Here is a 13872-nt window from a genome sequence, read left to right on the forward strand (position 1 = left end):
TCCAGTCATGAACGCGAGGAACGCCATGTTGCGACGGATACTTGCGCTGCAAACTGGCAGCTCATTCTGAGCGAATCGGAAAATTGAGCGATATTGAAAATCTGCTGGGTCTGGTAGTCGAGCTGATGGCGGCCAACACAAGGAGAATGAGCGCTCTTGGCGCGCAGGCGATGGTTTGGGGCAAGTTCCATGAGGCAGTCCTGCCGCACCTCACGACGTTGCAGCGCATTGAGGTGACTCGCTCATTCCGGCAGTGCATTGAAGATGCGCTGTCGATGATGGACGATCTGCCCTTGCCCGCCGAATATCACGCCGCACTGCTTGAACTCACCAATGCCATTCTCGCCGCACTGGCTCAGGAACCGGCCAGGCGCCCATAGCCGAATAGGACGACGCGCAAGGTTGATATCCCGCCTTCAGGATGCCCAATCCGCCGTCCCGCAGTCCCTGGAATCCTTGTCTGGAAAGGGCTTGAGGGGATTTTCAGATTTCGGCGGATGGGCAAAAATAGCCGAATAGAGAGATCTCAGATAAGCGTTCGTTGACGGCGAACCACCAGAACGCGTGTTTGCAGATCATGCGTCGAGTTTGCGATGTATCTGAGGTATACGCCCCCGACTGTTCACGCTCCAACGATTTCGAGGACCAGTGCGTCCCGACGCGCAAGGCAGTTCCCTGCCAGCGCTGTAGCGCAGGCGGATAGAGGTCAAATTTTGTAAGAGCTCGTTGCGACCGGTTTGATGGAACCGGTCGGACGGTAGCATGCGTTTTCCTTGTCCTTACGATACGTCACATTTCTTCACGCGGGCGGTTGGCTCGGCGGGTTATTGTGATCTGGGGCGTCGACGCTGCTCTACTTTTGGCTTCGCTACCCCCGGACATATTCATTTGCTTTATGCAACAAGGCCGCGGGACCCGAGCACAGTCGGCGTCGCCACGGCCAGACGACATCATGAAGAAGATCACTTTGAGTTATTTCGTTTTGCTGAGTGCGTTGACATTGCTTTGGCTGCTCGCAGATACGGTGTTTGCCGGCAGACACGGATTCCCAGATTATCGGAATTCAATTGTCTACTTGACCGGCGTTCTCGCGATTGGATGCATGAGTGACGGCATGTTCCTTTCGATCCGCCCCGTGAGCGTGGAGCCGTTTCTCGGCGGACTTGACAAGACGTACCGCTTGCATAAGTGGCTCGGCGTCAGCGCTTTGGTGCTCTCCATGCTCCACTGGCTGTGCGTCAAAGTACCGAAATGGCTCGCCCAAATAGTCTTATTGCGGCGGCCCGTGCATGCGCAAGTAGTGCCAGTCGGCGGAACGATACCCGAGATCTTTAACTTTCTGCACAGCCAGCACCGCTTGGCTGACAATGTGGGGACGTGGGCATTCTACGCATCGGTGGTACTGATCGTGATTGCATTGCTCAAGCGCTTTCCTTATCGACATTTCTTCAAGACCCATCGATTTATGGCCATCGCGTAGCTGGCCTTGGTCTTTCATGGCCTTGTGCTGACGAGTCCGACGTACTGGAGTTCGCCACTCGGCCCGGTAATGGGGTTCTTGCTTTTCGTGGCAACGCTGGCCGCGGCCGTCTCGCTGATGCGCTGCGTCGGACGCAAGCGACGGGCTGTGGGTACAATCGTGGATCTGACCCGCTACCGCGACAATCGGGTATTGGGCGTCACTATCGAGCTTCGAGACCGCTGGTTCGGTCATGATGCAGGGCATTTTGCTTTTGTCACCTTCGATTCCGCGGAGGGACCCCATCCGTTCACGATCTCTTCCTCCTGGCACGGCGATGGCAGGCTGAGCTTTCACATCAAGGGCATCGGCGATTACACGAGCAATTTGTCGCAAGCCCTAAAGGTTGGCGACCTTGTCACTGTTGGGGGGCCCTACGGCCGATTCGATTTCGGGGGTAACAAGCCGCGACAGATTTGGATCGCCGGTGGCATTGGCATAACCCCTTTTGTGGCGCGGATGCAAGCACGGGTGCGCCATCCCGATAAACGCAGTGTCGACTTGTTCTACAGTACCAACGCGCCGGATGGCGAATTCATCGCGAAGGTGAGACAACTCGCCGCAGCCGCAAACGTACATCTACACGTTCTGGTAAGCGGCAGGGATCCCAGGCTGACAACCGGGCGGCTTCGTGAAGCGGTGCCCGAATGGATGTCTGCCGATATATGATTCTGCGGGCCTGATGGTTTCGGTCGGGCGCTGCGGCAAGATCTGGTCGCAAACGGGATGGCAGCTGAGGACTTTCATCGGGAACTGTTCGACATGCGGTGACGGGGTTACTCTTAGATGCCGACTGATCCGCCGAGTCGTTGTCAATCCGTCAGTTTCGAACCGAAAGCTGTCGGATGTCTTCTTCGACATGCTACGGCGGTGATGGTCTCGTGGTGCCGCTCGTAGCATTTCGAAGCACGCGCCGCATATGCTCGTCGCCTGAGGCTGTGACCGGACATGGATGGACAGCCGTAAGCCGAAGTCGACGGGCCGCTACTCATCCTGCAACAGCTAATCCCGGTATTTCTGATCGCAAGGTTCACGGATCGAGCGAGATCAACTGGGCAACCGCTTGCCTCCTGAACGCCGAACGCGGAACGGTTCGATTGCCCGGTGCCCGGCAATTTCTGAATCTGGCCGCGTCTGTCATGTCATCGGCAGCGGCGGTCCAAACGTTAGAAGGGTGACAGTCCCGACCGCGACCGACGAACGTCCGACATCTTTATTACATTCCACCTCAATGTATTTTTCCGCGTGAATACGATCCAAATGCCATTTTCTATCGTTTCCATTGTAAGGATCGGAGCGCTCGCCGCGTCGCTGTGCGGCATGCTGGCCATAACGAATTGCGCGTATGCGGCTGATAGCGTGATCGTGCTCGATTCCGGTGAAGCGCAACTGACGCTGATCGACGAGGCCACGCACAAAATCATCGGCACGGAGCCGACCGGCAAGGAACCACACCATCTGATGATCACGCCTGACGGCCGCTCCCTGATCGTTGCTGATTCGGTGTCGAACAACCTGATGTTCGTCGACCCGCACACCGGTAAGGTGCAGCGCACCGTGGAGGGCATCGAAGATCCGTATCAACTGGGCTTCTCTCCGGATCACAAATGGTTCGTCACGGCTGCGCTGCGCATGAACCGCGTCGACATCTACCGCTATGACGGCACGAATATGGCGCTGGTCAGGCATATCGAACTGGCGAAGACTCCTAGCCACATGACGTTCGCCTCCGACAACCGCACCGTGTTCGTCACGCTGCAGGATTCCGGCGAACTCGCTGCGATCGATCTGCCGACCCAGACAGTGCTTTGGAAAATGCACGTGGGCAATGAACCCGCAGGCCTGTGGATGACTCCCGACGACCACTACCTGCTGGTTGGCATGACCGGCGAAGACGACGTGACCGTGGTGGACTGGCACAAACGGCAGATCGCCAAGAAGATCCACACAGGCCGTGGCGCGCACAACTTCCGCAACCTCGATGATGGCAAGCATGTAGTAGTCTCCAATCGCGTCGACAGCACCATCAGCATCATCGACTACACCACGCTCACCAATGCCGGCGATATCACCGGCCTGATGCCCGGGCCTGACGATATGGAACTAACACCCGACAAGCGCTATCTATGGGTGGGATTCCGCTTCGCGAAGCATGTGGGCATCATCGATCTGACCACCCGCAAGCTGATCGAAACCATTGCGGTGGGCCGCTCGCCGCACGGCATCTTTTTCGACAACCGTGCGCCGGTGGTGTCGCCTAATCCAGACTAGGCGAGGCAGGTCCTCTCAACCTTGCCGTCACATGAGCAAGCACTGGCAGAACTGGTAAAACACGAGGCTTTTGATGTTTCACGAAATCGTCGCACAACTCGACAACATGGTGTCCGCGCTGCAGACGCTGTTATATGTCGACGTCGTGCAGCCGTTCTTCTATCGCTTCGGCCTGATGGGTTACGATGAAGACACCTATGACGCACTGTACTGGGTAATCATCGGCGTGCTGGAAATCGTCGTGATGTATCTCGCGTTACGGCCGCTTGAAGCGCTGCGCCCCATTGAACTGTGGCAGGATCGCAAGGCGCTGCGCGCCGACGTGATCTACACATGGATCATCAAGCTCGGTATCATCAACATTGCGTTCTTTTTCATGCTGCAGCCGCTCTTCGATCACTGGCAGAGTCTGATCTCGATCTACAACATTCCGAACGTCGATATCGACAGCCTCTGGCCGGGCGTGACGGATCAGCCAGTCGTGTCGTTCCTGATCTACCTGGTCGTGCTCGATTTTGCCGGCTACTGGTATCACCGCTGGCAGCATCGTTTCGGCGTGTGGTGGGAACTGCATGCGGTGCATCACAGCCAGCAGCAGATGTCCCTGTGGAACGATGACCGCAACCACTTTCTCGACGACATCATCCAGGCCGCGTTCTTCGCGGCGATCTCGCTGTTTATCGGCGTGCAGCCGAACCAGTTCGTGGTACTGGTGGCGGTCAGCAACTTCATGCAGAGCATTCAGCACGTCAATGCGCGTCTGCCCTACGGCTGGCTGCTCGAGCGCATCATCGTCAGTCCGATTTTTCACCGCCGCCATCACGCGGTGGGCTACGGCCACGAAGGCACGGCTTACGGTTGTAATTTTGGCGTGCTGTTTCCATGGTGGGACATGATGTTCCGCACCGCTTCATGGAACCGCGCCGTCGAGCCGACCGGCATCCGCGACCAGTTGCCCGTGCCGCATGGCTCAGGGCGTTCGTATGGCGACGGATTGATCGCGCAGCAGTGGCTCGCGTTTGGCCGGATTGTGAAGCGTCTGCGCGGGCAAGGAAATTACGCGGGTGGTGCCGTGGAGTGAGTGCTGCTTACGCCGGGGCGAGTGCGCATCGCAGAATGATCTTCGCCATTCTTCTCAACCACAATGAAAATGCAGGCCATTCGACCGAACCAAGGGTGCCGGCGATAGAGAACCACTCGTGAATCGGTAATGTGGGTGTTGTGTTTGCGGCTTGTCTAACCGCAGTCGTCCTCGTTCGTCGCTCGGCTTCGTATTGCCGGTTCAGTTTCTGCAAGACTGGATCAAAAGCTCAGCAGACCAAGGATGCCGGGGCATAACTCGGGACCTGTGGAAGGCGCAAAACCGAGGGAAGGCGGCGGGCATCGGCTCGGCCGCGGCCAAGCGCTTCGCGCAGTTCGGGCTGAGTAATTGCGTTGCGGATCTTGACGCCGATCGCGTCGCGCGCACGGTGGACAAATCGCCGCGGCAAGCCCGAACGGCGCACGCGAGGTCTTTGCGGTTCAAGCCGACGTCAGCGTGGCCGACAACGTTCGCCGCCTGCACGTAGCCGTGCTCGAACGCTTCGGCCGTGCGGGTGTGCTGATGATCAACGCAGGCATTCGGCTAAGGAGCGGGATGTTCGATCCAGCGGCAAACTGGGAACTCGTGCTCGGCGTCAATCTGTGGGGCGTGATCCACGGCACGCAGATTTTCCTGCCGGACATGATCTGGCGCGGCCGCCCAGGGCTCGTCATCAATACGGGCTCGAAGCAAGGTATCACGACGCCGCCGGGCGACCCCGCCTACGACGTTGCCCGTCAAAGCGTAGTCGGTCGATCGAAATTCAGCCCCCGCGACCCGGTGCAACTGCAACGGCAGCTTCCACGTGTAATGGTCGTTCGTGTACGGGCGCCGGATGGCTTGTGCCAGGGCTCATGGATAGCTCGCCTGTCCTCTTGTGCCAGTCATCAATCTCGGTTCGAGCCCGATGCTCAAGCGCACTCACTGCCATCAGGGGGTCGAGCTTGGCCCTTGGGATGACCATCTCGATCTGCATGGGAGGGCCTATGCCCTTATCTACGTCGGTACGTTCAATTGCGGCATGGCATATCCACTGGACGCCAGACTCATCCAGCACAGCATCTGCGGTTACTCGGAAACCACGATGTTCGAAAGACATGGACCCTCCAGACATATAACGAAATGCACTTCCCCGACAAACAGCAGCGAGAATTGCGCGTAAACCTGACATGGAGCGCCGCCCATAAGATTGAAGCGCATAATCCGATTACGCGCCTGACTCTTTGCTCGAACGCATGTCCTCAGGCGACGTGCTTCCGCCCTCGGATTCCAGCGCCAGCCAAACGCGCCGACTCCCTGAAAACCGATTTTTTCTCCCGGGTTTCTCGAGAGCATCTAGGTGGATTTGGGCATCACGGGTGGTTATACATCGCGTTCCAGTCGGCAGTTGAAACGCGGCTGCCGCCAGCCTGCGACGCCCCATTCGATGTACCGCCGTAACTTGTGGCGGCTGGCTGTTCTTGCGCATCTACCTTGGCTTCGGCGGCCTGCAGTTTCGCCGGATAAGTCGCGGCGTCGCCGCCGTCCAGGTGGTAACCAGCGTTTTCAAGCTGGACCAGTTCGGCTTGCACCTGCGCGCGAGTCTTGGGAGCATCGGTCTGCGCATACGAAACGACCGGGACGACGAGCGCGGCGGCCAACAGGCTAGCGATAGCGGCACGGTGAGAAGTTTTCACGCTGGATTCTCCGTCGAGGAAATTGATGAATGCAGCCTACGCGGACCACGCTGTCGTATTGATAGCACGCAGATGAAAGTTAATTTAGTAATTTATGCATGCACTGGGTGCCACGTCTTCCCACAAAGTTTTGACCTGCAGCTACGGAACGAAGCTCAGCAGTTTCTGCTGGTTGCAAGGATGACACTGTCGCCACACGGCAGCGCTGAACTAACATGCTGTCTGGAGACAAATCGGGTCGCCCAGGGGCGAGTTCGTTGGGGGCCTTGAAGACCGTGTACATCATCAGGCAGCACACGAGCACTGCGATGACAGCCAAGGCGGCGGTTCCGAAGAAAAGGCGCTGGTGTGCGTCCTGCACGCGGTCGAAGAAGCCTCCATGCTCGTCAAACACGATAACGAACATGCTGCCAAGCCGGCTAATACAACGACGACTAGTTTACGCTGCGCCGAGGTCCGCGGCTGTCACGAGAATACGAGTAGCCCGCAACGCCCGACCTTTTCTGTCCGCTGCCTCAAGTATCCGCTTCACTCCGCGCTCGAACGCTGAGACAAGCGTTGCGTCGTCGGATTCTCGTCGAAACAGGAAATGTCGCTCCAGCGCGTCGCGAGTCACCGCGCACGCGATGTCGCGACCTTGTGAGATCAGGGTGAACGTCAGCAGCCGTCCCCCGGCAAAAAACCTGGGGCGTCCTTTCATTGCAAGCATCTCATCCTCATCTTTGCATCAGATTGCCGCAGCCCCTGAAAACGGGGGCCGCAGCGCCGCACTCACCGGTTAAGTTCCAGAGCTTGGATCTCGTCACCGTGACCAGCGCTTATCAAGAACAAAAATGCAGCGTGGCGTGTGTAGGAGTTCAAGCAGCGACGTTTCTGTTCTCCAGCCGGGTACTCGGCAACGCAGGAGGGTTCTCGTCGCGCGAAATCACCCGTGAACAGGGTCAAGCGGTTGCCGAGGCGGCGGAGCAGTTCTTGATTCTTTCTGTCGTCTCCTTTCGATGGTGAATGTCCTGAGTTCGGACGGGATGTCCTTCCAACGTATCGCCGCGACCCAAGCTTGCAAAAAGGGAAAGTCCTTCGCTGGTATTTCCGGTTCAACCTGAGCCGGCGCGATATTGAGGAGTTGTTGCTTAAGCGTGGCGTCGTGGTTACGTACGAGACGATCCGCTGCTGGTGCGACAAATTCGGCGCGGGATTCGCCCGGTGCGTGAAGTCGGTGCGGCGGAAGCCGGGCAGCACCTGGCACCTCGACGAGATGTTCGTGACACTGCGCAGCGAGCCGTATCTGTTGTGGCGTGCGGTCGACGAGCATGGCGCCGAGCTCGACGTGCTGGTACAAAAGCGCCGTGCAAGGCCGCCGCCAAGCGCTTCTTCCGGCGGGAGCTGCGATCAGACCCGGTGCCGCGCAAGATCGTTACCCATCAGCTGCGCAGTTATCCGGCGGCGAAGGCAGATATTCCTGAACTCGCTCAGGAAAGCACGTCTTCGTCAAAGCGGCTGCTCGCGTGAACAACCGCGCCGAGAATAGCCACCAGCCAACCCGCAGGCGCGAACGCCAGATGTGCGGCTTTTCGCGACGCGCGCCGCACGCAGGCGTTTCTCTCATGCTTCGGCCCGATATAGATAGTCGGTCCCGCTTTCCATGATACTGGTCACAGCTGGCAGGTAGCTGCCAGCGAAGGCGGGACATGCATCCGTGGGCTACGAATACAACAAGACGAAGTCGGTGGTCTTCACCGAGGAAGGATGACCGGGTCGCAAATGAAGCCCTTTTCGTAGAGGCGATTCAGTACATCCCAGTCGAAGCCCTTCCACGCGCGGTACTTCGTGCAGGGTCAGGTAGAGAAGTGCGAGGGCGACTTCGTCGATTGCGTCGGTATTGATATTCATGACATTCATCCCACGGCCCTCTGAACCCGCACACAAAACCGTTCGAGACTGGCCAGGATCTCGTCGGCCGACTTGCTCCAGATGAACGGCTGGGGATTGGCGTTGTAGACGTCAAGGTGGTGCCGGATTGCATCTTCGAACTGGCGCGTCGAAGCGCCGTCTTCAGCGCGGCCAGCGACGCACGATAGTCGCCCTGCCGGTACAGCACGCTCGCCGTGCGCAGCGCCGCATTCGCGTCGTTCGGATGACGCGCCTCCACCGCGCGGTACGTTGCGAGCGCCTGATCGTCGTGACCCGCGCGCTCGGCAAGCTGGCCGATGCGTTGATCGATCGCATCCGCGTTCGTCGCGCGCGGCAGCGAGCGCAGAAACGCGAGGCCATCGTCGGGACGGCCGAGACGTTCGTACGTTGCCGTCACGTTGTCGATCAGCTTCAGGTCGTTCGGCTTCGCGCGCGCTTCGATGTCTGCCGCGTCGGAGGTACTTTTCGGTAAGCGTGGCGAACCAGCGTTCGACCTGATTGAGCCATGAGCTTCCCCCGAAATTTCGACTTCCAGCGGGTCGTGTGTAAACTCGATCTGAAGGAAGGAAAGAATAATGTTCAAGGTACCAAACCAGGCATATACGGCGGAGTTCAGGGCGGCCGCCGTACAACGGGTCACTCACCGAAGACCCTGGCATCGTCGTACCGTGCCAGTTGCGCGTGCTGGCACTTGTGGCGCAGCTGCGCACCGTGCTGGCTGCGATCGACCTGTTCGACAGGGAAATCGCTGCGGTAGCCTGTACGCTACCTGACTACGCCTTGTTCCAAGGTCTACCGGGCGCCGGCCTTCAGCTGGCGCCGCGCCTGCTCGCTGCCTTCGGCGAGTTGCGTGACCGCTCCCACGGGGCTGGTGAACTGCAGAAGTACTCCGGCATTGCCCCGGTAACCGAGCGCAGCGGCAAGAAGAGCTGGGTGCACTGGCGCTGGCAGTGTCCGAAGTTCCGGCGCCAGACGTTCGTGGAGTGGGCGAGCCAGACGATCGACAGGTCCTTCTGGCCGGCGCCTACTACCCGCAGCAGCGTGCGAGGGGCAGTTCTCATCAGGCAGGCGTGCGGGCCCCGGCGTTCAAGTGGATCCGCATCCTGTACCGCTGCTGGCAGACCAGCACTCCGTACGACGAGACCACCTACCTCAACGCCTTGAGGAAGCGCGGTTCGCCACTGTTGAGGAACCTCGAGCTTCCGGGGTAACCGGTTCCGGTCAGCGGTTATGCAGTTGAATTCCGGGGATCGGTGGGTTGCCTCCCTTCTCCCTTTGCAGTGATGTCGCGAGTTGCCCACGGCGGGGCCGGCGGGTCGCCTGTTACGACCACGACGCTGGCCCGCGATGGGCAATTCGCCAGACGGGCGCATGACGTCGTGTTTGACATACGCCGCTTCTTGAATCAGCGGCGAGCGATACCCCGAGACTACAAGGGCGGCGGTGTGGGCTGAACGACCCTTCGATAACGGAGGAGATCGTTCGGCCGGGCCCTGCTCGCGTGCGTCGAACCGACTGGAGGAGAAGAAACAACTTTCCACTCGAAAACCTTGACGGACCGCCTCCGGGCGTGATCCGGCAGCACTCCGCGATGCCCAGACATCAGATGAACGCGGCACGTCATCGCGCCATACTAAAAGAACGCCTCGCCACACGGCATGACTGGGTTGTCTTAACCGCAGCCGAATGAGTTATCTACTATGGATAACTACTCTTTGGCTAAACACGTAGCCTACGCTCGTCAACTTGACAGTGCCCACCGAATCAAGGCGCGCGGCTAATCGCGCGTCCGGCAATACGCGGGTGGTGACGGTGGAGACGTTGGCGGGAAACTGCGCCCCGCCAGCCCCATCATGAATCCGACGTCACAGGCTCTTCGCGCTATCGCCGCCCGTCACCTCGATTTCAGAGCCCGTGATCATCGCGGCGGCATCCGAGGCGAGATAAACGGCCGCTGGAGAGATGTCTTCGGGCTGCACCCATCCAACGCCAAGCGGCATGGTTGCCGCACGGCGGTCCCACGCTTCCTGCGGCGTCAGCGGGCCGTTCGGCTTGTGATAGCCAGTCTCGGCGATGCTTTCGGTCAATCGCGTGTCGTACAGCGTCAAAGCCGTCGCGACGAGGCCCGGCACGACTGCGTTGACTGTGATGTTGTAGCGGCCAAGTTCGAGTGCCGCCGACTTCATCAACCCAAAGATGCCCCACTTCGACGCAGCATAAGCCGCCGCGTTCCTGGTTCCGTGCCGCCCTTGCATCGACGATACGACGATGATGCGCCCGTAATTACGCGTCACCATCTTGGGCGCGAACGCGCGAATGGTTTTCGCCGTTCCGTTGAGATTGTTATCGATGACGTCGGACCATTCAGCGTCCTGGAGGTCCAGCAGCGGCTTCCAATACTGGATGCCGGCGTTCGCCACGACAATATCGATCTTCCCGTAACGCTGCTCGATGCGATCCGCGGCGGCGCGTAGTGCGTGGATATCGCGAATGTCCGCGCGAATGCCTTCGCTGCGACGGCCATATGCCTTGACCAGGCTAACCGTTTCCTCAAGCTCCTGCGGCGTCGCAGGGACGGCGTTCGAGGCCGTGCTGACAGGGCCGGCGATATCGATAGCGATCACGTCCGCGCCGTTCGCAGCGAATTCCACCGCGATGGCCCGGCCGATGCCGCGCGCCGCGCCTGTGACGACCGCGACGCGGCCTTGCAGCTTCGAGTCGCGGCCGGCGACGATCGGCCCCGCCGTTTTGTTGGCCGGCGGCATGGGCACGGGCAGGCCGTCCATCGTCTGCGGGGCTTCTGATAATTGCTGAGCTTGTGCGATTCCGGCAAACAGGATGCCCGCCGCTGCCGCGCTGCCGCTAACGATCATTCTGCGTCGCGACGTATCAGGAACGCTGCGCTCGTCGTCGGGCTTCTTTTCATCAGTTGTCAATTCAATGCTCCTGGCGGATTGGACGTTTCATCGAGGCGCCTTTTTCAGGGCGGCGCCGCCGGAAGCATGATGCCGTCGCAGAAGGAACGATGGAATGCCTAACTCTAAAAGTATCAATTTCAGAGAAAACGCGAGCTGGGCGAGAACTAATGTTGCGAAGGCAAGTCAGTTCGCGACGGCTGATGACAGCCGTGAGATTGGCAGGTTGACCAAGGGCTCTTGCGGGATACACCCTAGCATGAACTCTCGCTGGCTGATGGGCACATGCAACGTATCTACGATCACTACCGGGACTCGGATGAGAACTTTTTTATAAATTTAAACTTTATCTGCGTGCTCTCACTCTGATAAGGGGTCTTCCGTAAGCTCGTTCATCAACCTGCTCGACAGAGAATACTGCCATGAAGACGTATGCCACCAGGCCTGTCTTCAAAGCGATCGCGCCATTCATCACTGTTCGATCCGAGTCGTCGCTTTTGGCGCACGGCACTTCATGGCCCGCTCATCGAATTGGTCAACGCGCCTTCGTCTTTCACTAGACGAGCGCGGACAGTAAGCGGTCGATCGCCAGATAGGCCGCCGCCGCCCTTTTTGCAACGGGGCCGGGGCGTCCGCCAACTGACTACAGCGCCCGCGAGTGGTCATAGAGCCACCGATCCGTGCACTGAAGCGGTACTGCCTGCCCGACGGCGGCGATCTGTTAGGCTCGGCGCAGGCTGCAGACTGTTTTAACGCCCGCTGCGCGTTCAACGGGCGTGCCCACAGAAAAAGATGAGGCCTCGCGCCATCACATGTATCGGTCTGTTCAGTGGCTGATCATCCACGGGCGCCCACCGCCGCTCGCGCTTTTCAGCCCGTTCGACTTTGTTCCACCGCCCGCGCCTGCGAGTGACAGCTTCGCACCGGAACAGCACCTGCACCCCGGCCGGTGCTGCGCCGGCACCTCACTGGAATGTCGCGGCGCATGCGCTGCTCGCTCGTTGCCCGCGTGTGCCGAACGCTGGGTGCCGGACATCAGCGCGAGCGCCGGCGCGCTGACCATCCGAGACGCGACCGCGCCGCATTCAGGACACTTCCCCGGACGATCGCGCTCGGCGATACTGCGCATGACGGCAAAAGGTCCGCAGCCCTCGCATTGAAAGTCGTAGATTGGCATGACTTGACCCTCGCTTGATGAACGGTTTTCAGGACCCGATGATGTCTGGCGAGATCGGTAGATCGACGCCGCCCTGCACGTGCCTGACCGGGCCGTCCGCGTTAGGACGGATGTCGAAATCGAAGATTTGCGTCGGCAACCACAAGGTCGCGCAGGCGTTCGGAATATCGACGACTCCGCTAATATGCCCCTGCACAGGCGCACACCCGAGGAGCGAATACGCCTGCGCACCGGAATAGCCGAACTTCTTCAGATATTCAATCGCGTTCAGGCAAGCCTGCCTGTACGCAACCTGCACGTCAAGGTAGTGCTGCTTGCCGCTTTCATCGACCGAGATGCCCTCGAAGATCAGATAGTCGTTGTAGGCCGGTGTAATCGGGCTCGGCTTGAACACAGGATTGCGAATGCCGTATTTCTCGACACCGCCCTTGATCAGGTTGACGCGCATGTGCACCCAGCCCGCCATCTCGATCGCACCGCAGAACGTGATTTCGCCGTCGCCCTGGCTGAAATGCAGGTCGCCCACAGACAACCCTGCGCCATCGACGTACACCGGAAAATAGACCTTCGAGCCGCGCGACAGGTCCTTGATGTCGCAATTGCCGCCATGCTCGCGCGGTGGCACCGTCCGCGCGCCGTGGGCGGCCGCCTTCCCCTTCGCGTCACCCGTCAGTTTGCCCATATGTGCGGTCGCCGCAAGCGGCGGATTCGCGAGCGGCGGCACGCGGTCCGGCTCCGTCGCGATCAGTGCAGTTTCGCGCGCGTTCCACGTTTCGAGCATGTTCGGATCGGGCAGACAGCCAATCAGCCCCGGATGAATCAGCCCGGCGAAGTTCACGCCGGGAATGTGGCGCGAACTCGTGTAAAGGCCGTGAAAATCCCAGATCGACTTTTGCGCGTCCGGGAAATGATCGGTGAGGAAGCCGCCACCATTTGACTTAGCGAAGAAGCCGTTGAAGCCCCATTGACTCTCCGGCCGCGCGCCGATGTCGAGCAGATCCACAACGAGCAGATCGCCCGGCTCGGCACCGTGAACGCCCACCGGACCTGACAGGAAGTGTACGATCGACAGGTCGATGTCGCGCACGTCGTCGGCGTTGTCGTTGTTCTTGATGAACCCGCCTGTCCAGTCGTACGTTTCCAGAATGAAGTCGTCACCAGGATTCACCCAGCATGCCATCGGGATATCGGGGTGCCAACGGTTGTGCACATTCTCATTCTCGTAGGCGGACTGATTCAGGTCGACCTTAATGAGGGTATCAGGCATCGCAAATTCTCCTTGGTTCAACAGCAAGTAATCGCGCAGCAGTCTGTCCCGCCAC

14 protein-coding genes and 3 pseudogenes are annotated in these 13872 nt (G+C 59.5%); 9 read left to right on the plus strand and 8 right to left on the minus strand.

Annotated elements, in window-relative coordinates:
- Positions 1 to 83: 83 nt before the first annotated feature.
- The 6 genes from SB822_RS30775 (at position 84) to SB822_RS30800 (ending at position 5831) form a co-directional block, all read left to right on the plus strand.
- Positions 84 to 380 carry a hypothetical protein gene (locus SB822_RS30775; protein WP_410856299.1) on the plus strand — a complete coding sequence of 99 codons (297 nt, stop codon included), beginning with the start codon at positions 84 to 86 and terminating at the stop codon, positions 378 to 380.
- A gap of 572 nt (positions 381 to 952) precedes the next feature.
- The gene (locus SB822_RS30780) at positions 953 to 1480 is read left to right on the plus strand and encodes a ferric reductase-like transmembrane domain-containing protein (RefSeq protein ID WP_410856300.1); all 528 of its coding nucleotides are present in this window, start codon (positions 953 to 955) and stop codon (positions 1478 to 1480) included.
- 87 nt (positions 1481 to 1567) lie between these two features.
- Entirely contained in the window at positions 1568 to 2188 is a 621-nt protein-coding gene (locus tag SB822_RS30785) for an FAD-binding oxidoreductase (RefSeq protein WP_410856301.1), read from the plus strand.
- Positions 2189 to 2839: 651 nt separating this feature from the next.
- A complete protein-coding gene (locus tag SB822_RS30790; protein WP_410856350.1) occupies positions 2840 to 3790 on the plus strand; it encodes a beta-propeller fold lactonase family protein in 951 nt (316 codons plus the stop codon).
- A 73-nt stretch (positions 3791 to 3863) separates the two neighbouring features.
- Positions 3864 to 4871 (plus strand): sterol desaturase family protein, encoded by a 1008-nt coding sequence (locus SB822_RS30795; protein ID WP_410856302.1) that lies wholly within the window; start codon positions 3864 to 3866, stop codon positions 4869 to 4871.
- A 456-nt stretch (positions 4872 to 5327) separates the two neighbouring features.
- Complete coding sequence (locus tag SB822_RS30800; RefSeq protein ID WP_410856303.1) at positions 5328 to 5831, plus strand: SDR family NAD(P)-dependent oxidoreductase; 504 nt, start codon at positions 5328 to 5330, stop codon at positions 5829 to 5831.
- Positions 5832 to 6223: 392 nt separating this feature from the next.
- Here the strand turns inward: SB822_RS30800 and SB822_RS30805 are convergent, their stop codons facing one another.
- The 3 genes from SB822_RS30805 to SB822_RS30815 form a co-directional block, all read right to left on the minus strand.
- A complete protein-coding gene (locus tag SB822_RS30805) occupies positions 6224 to 6547 on the minus strand; it encodes a DUF4148 domain-containing protein (protein ID WP_410856304.1) in 324 nt (107 codons plus the stop codon).
- Positions 6548 to 6626: 79 nt separating this feature from the next.
- A complete protein-coding gene (locus tag SB822_RS30810; RefSeq protein ID WP_410856305.1) occupies positions 6627 to 6953 on the minus strand; it encodes a hypothetical protein in 327 nt (108 codons plus the stop codon).
- A gap of 33 nt (positions 6954 to 6986) precedes the next feature.
- Positions 6987 to 7256 carry a DUF1488 family protein gene (locus tag SB822_RS30815; protein WP_410856306.1) on the minus strand — a complete coding sequence of 90 codons (270 nt, stop codon included), beginning with the start codon at positions 7254 to 7256 and terminating at the stop codon, positions 6987 to 6989.
- A gap of 83 nt (positions 7257 to 7339) precedes the next feature.
- Between SB822_RS30815 and SB822_RS30820 the strand changes: the two genes are divergently transcribed.
- The gene (locus SB822_RS30820) at positions 7340 to 7552 is read left to right on the plus strand and encodes a hypothetical protein (RefSeq protein ID WP_410856307.1); all 213 of its coding nucleotides are present in this window, start codon (positions 7340 to 7342) and stop codon (positions 7550 to 7552) included.
- A 52-nt stretch (positions 7553 to 7604) separates the two neighbouring features.
- A pseudogene (locus tag SB822_RS30825) lies at positions 7605 to 8167 on the plus strand (IS6 family transposase); the annotation flags it as partial.
- Positions 8168 to 8295: 128 nt separating this feature from the next.
- Here the strand turns inward: SB822_RS30825 and SB822_RS30830 are convergent.
- Positions 8296 to 8437, minus strand: a pseudogene (locus tag SB822_RS30830) (DUF6429 family protein); the annotation flags it as partial.
- Positions 8438 to 8442: 5 nt separating this feature from the next.
- Positions 8443 to 8589: pseudogene (locus SB822_RS30835) on the minus strand (IS630 family transposase); the annotation flags it as partial.
- 580 nt (positions 8590 to 9169) lie between these two features.
- Here SB822_RS30835 and SB822_RS30840 point away from each other — a divergent pair.
- A complete protein-coding gene (locus SB822_RS30840) occupies positions 9170 to 9622 on the plus strand; it encodes a transposase (protein ID WP_410856351.1) in 453 nt (150 codons plus the stop codon).
- A 701-nt stretch (positions 9623 to 10323) separates the two neighbouring features.
- Here the strand turns inward: SB822_RS30840 and SB822_RS30845 are convergent.
- The 3 genes from SB822_RS30845 to fmdA form a co-directional block, all read right to left on the minus strand.
- The gene (locus SB822_RS30845) at positions 10324 to 11394 is read right to left on the minus strand and encodes an SDR family NAD(P)-dependent oxidoreductase (protein ID WP_410856308.1); all 1071 of its coding nucleotides are present in this window, start codon (positions 11392 to 11394) and stop codon (positions 10324 to 10326) included.
- An 805-nt stretch (positions 11395 to 12199) separates the two neighbouring features.
- Positions 12200 to 12550, minus strand: a complete 351-nt coding sequence (locus SB822_RS30850) for an FmdB family zinc ribbon protein (protein ID WP_410856309.1) — start codon at positions 12548 to 12550, stop codon at positions 12200 to 12202.
- A gap of 28 nt (positions 12551 to 12578) precedes the next feature.
- Positions 12579 to 13817, minus strand: a complete 1239-nt coding sequence (gene fmdA / locus SB822_RS30855) for a formamidase (protein ID WP_410856310.1) — start codon at positions 13815 to 13817, stop codon at positions 12579 to 12581.
- Between the last annotated feature and the right edge of the window lie 55 nt (positions 13818 to 13872).

The sequence above is a fragment of the Paraburkholderia sp. SIMBA_054 genome, from assembly GCF_046534875.1.
Lineage (GTDB): Bacteria > Pseudomonadota > Gammaproteobacteria > Burkholderiales > Burkholderiaceae > Paraburkholderia > Paraburkholderia hospita.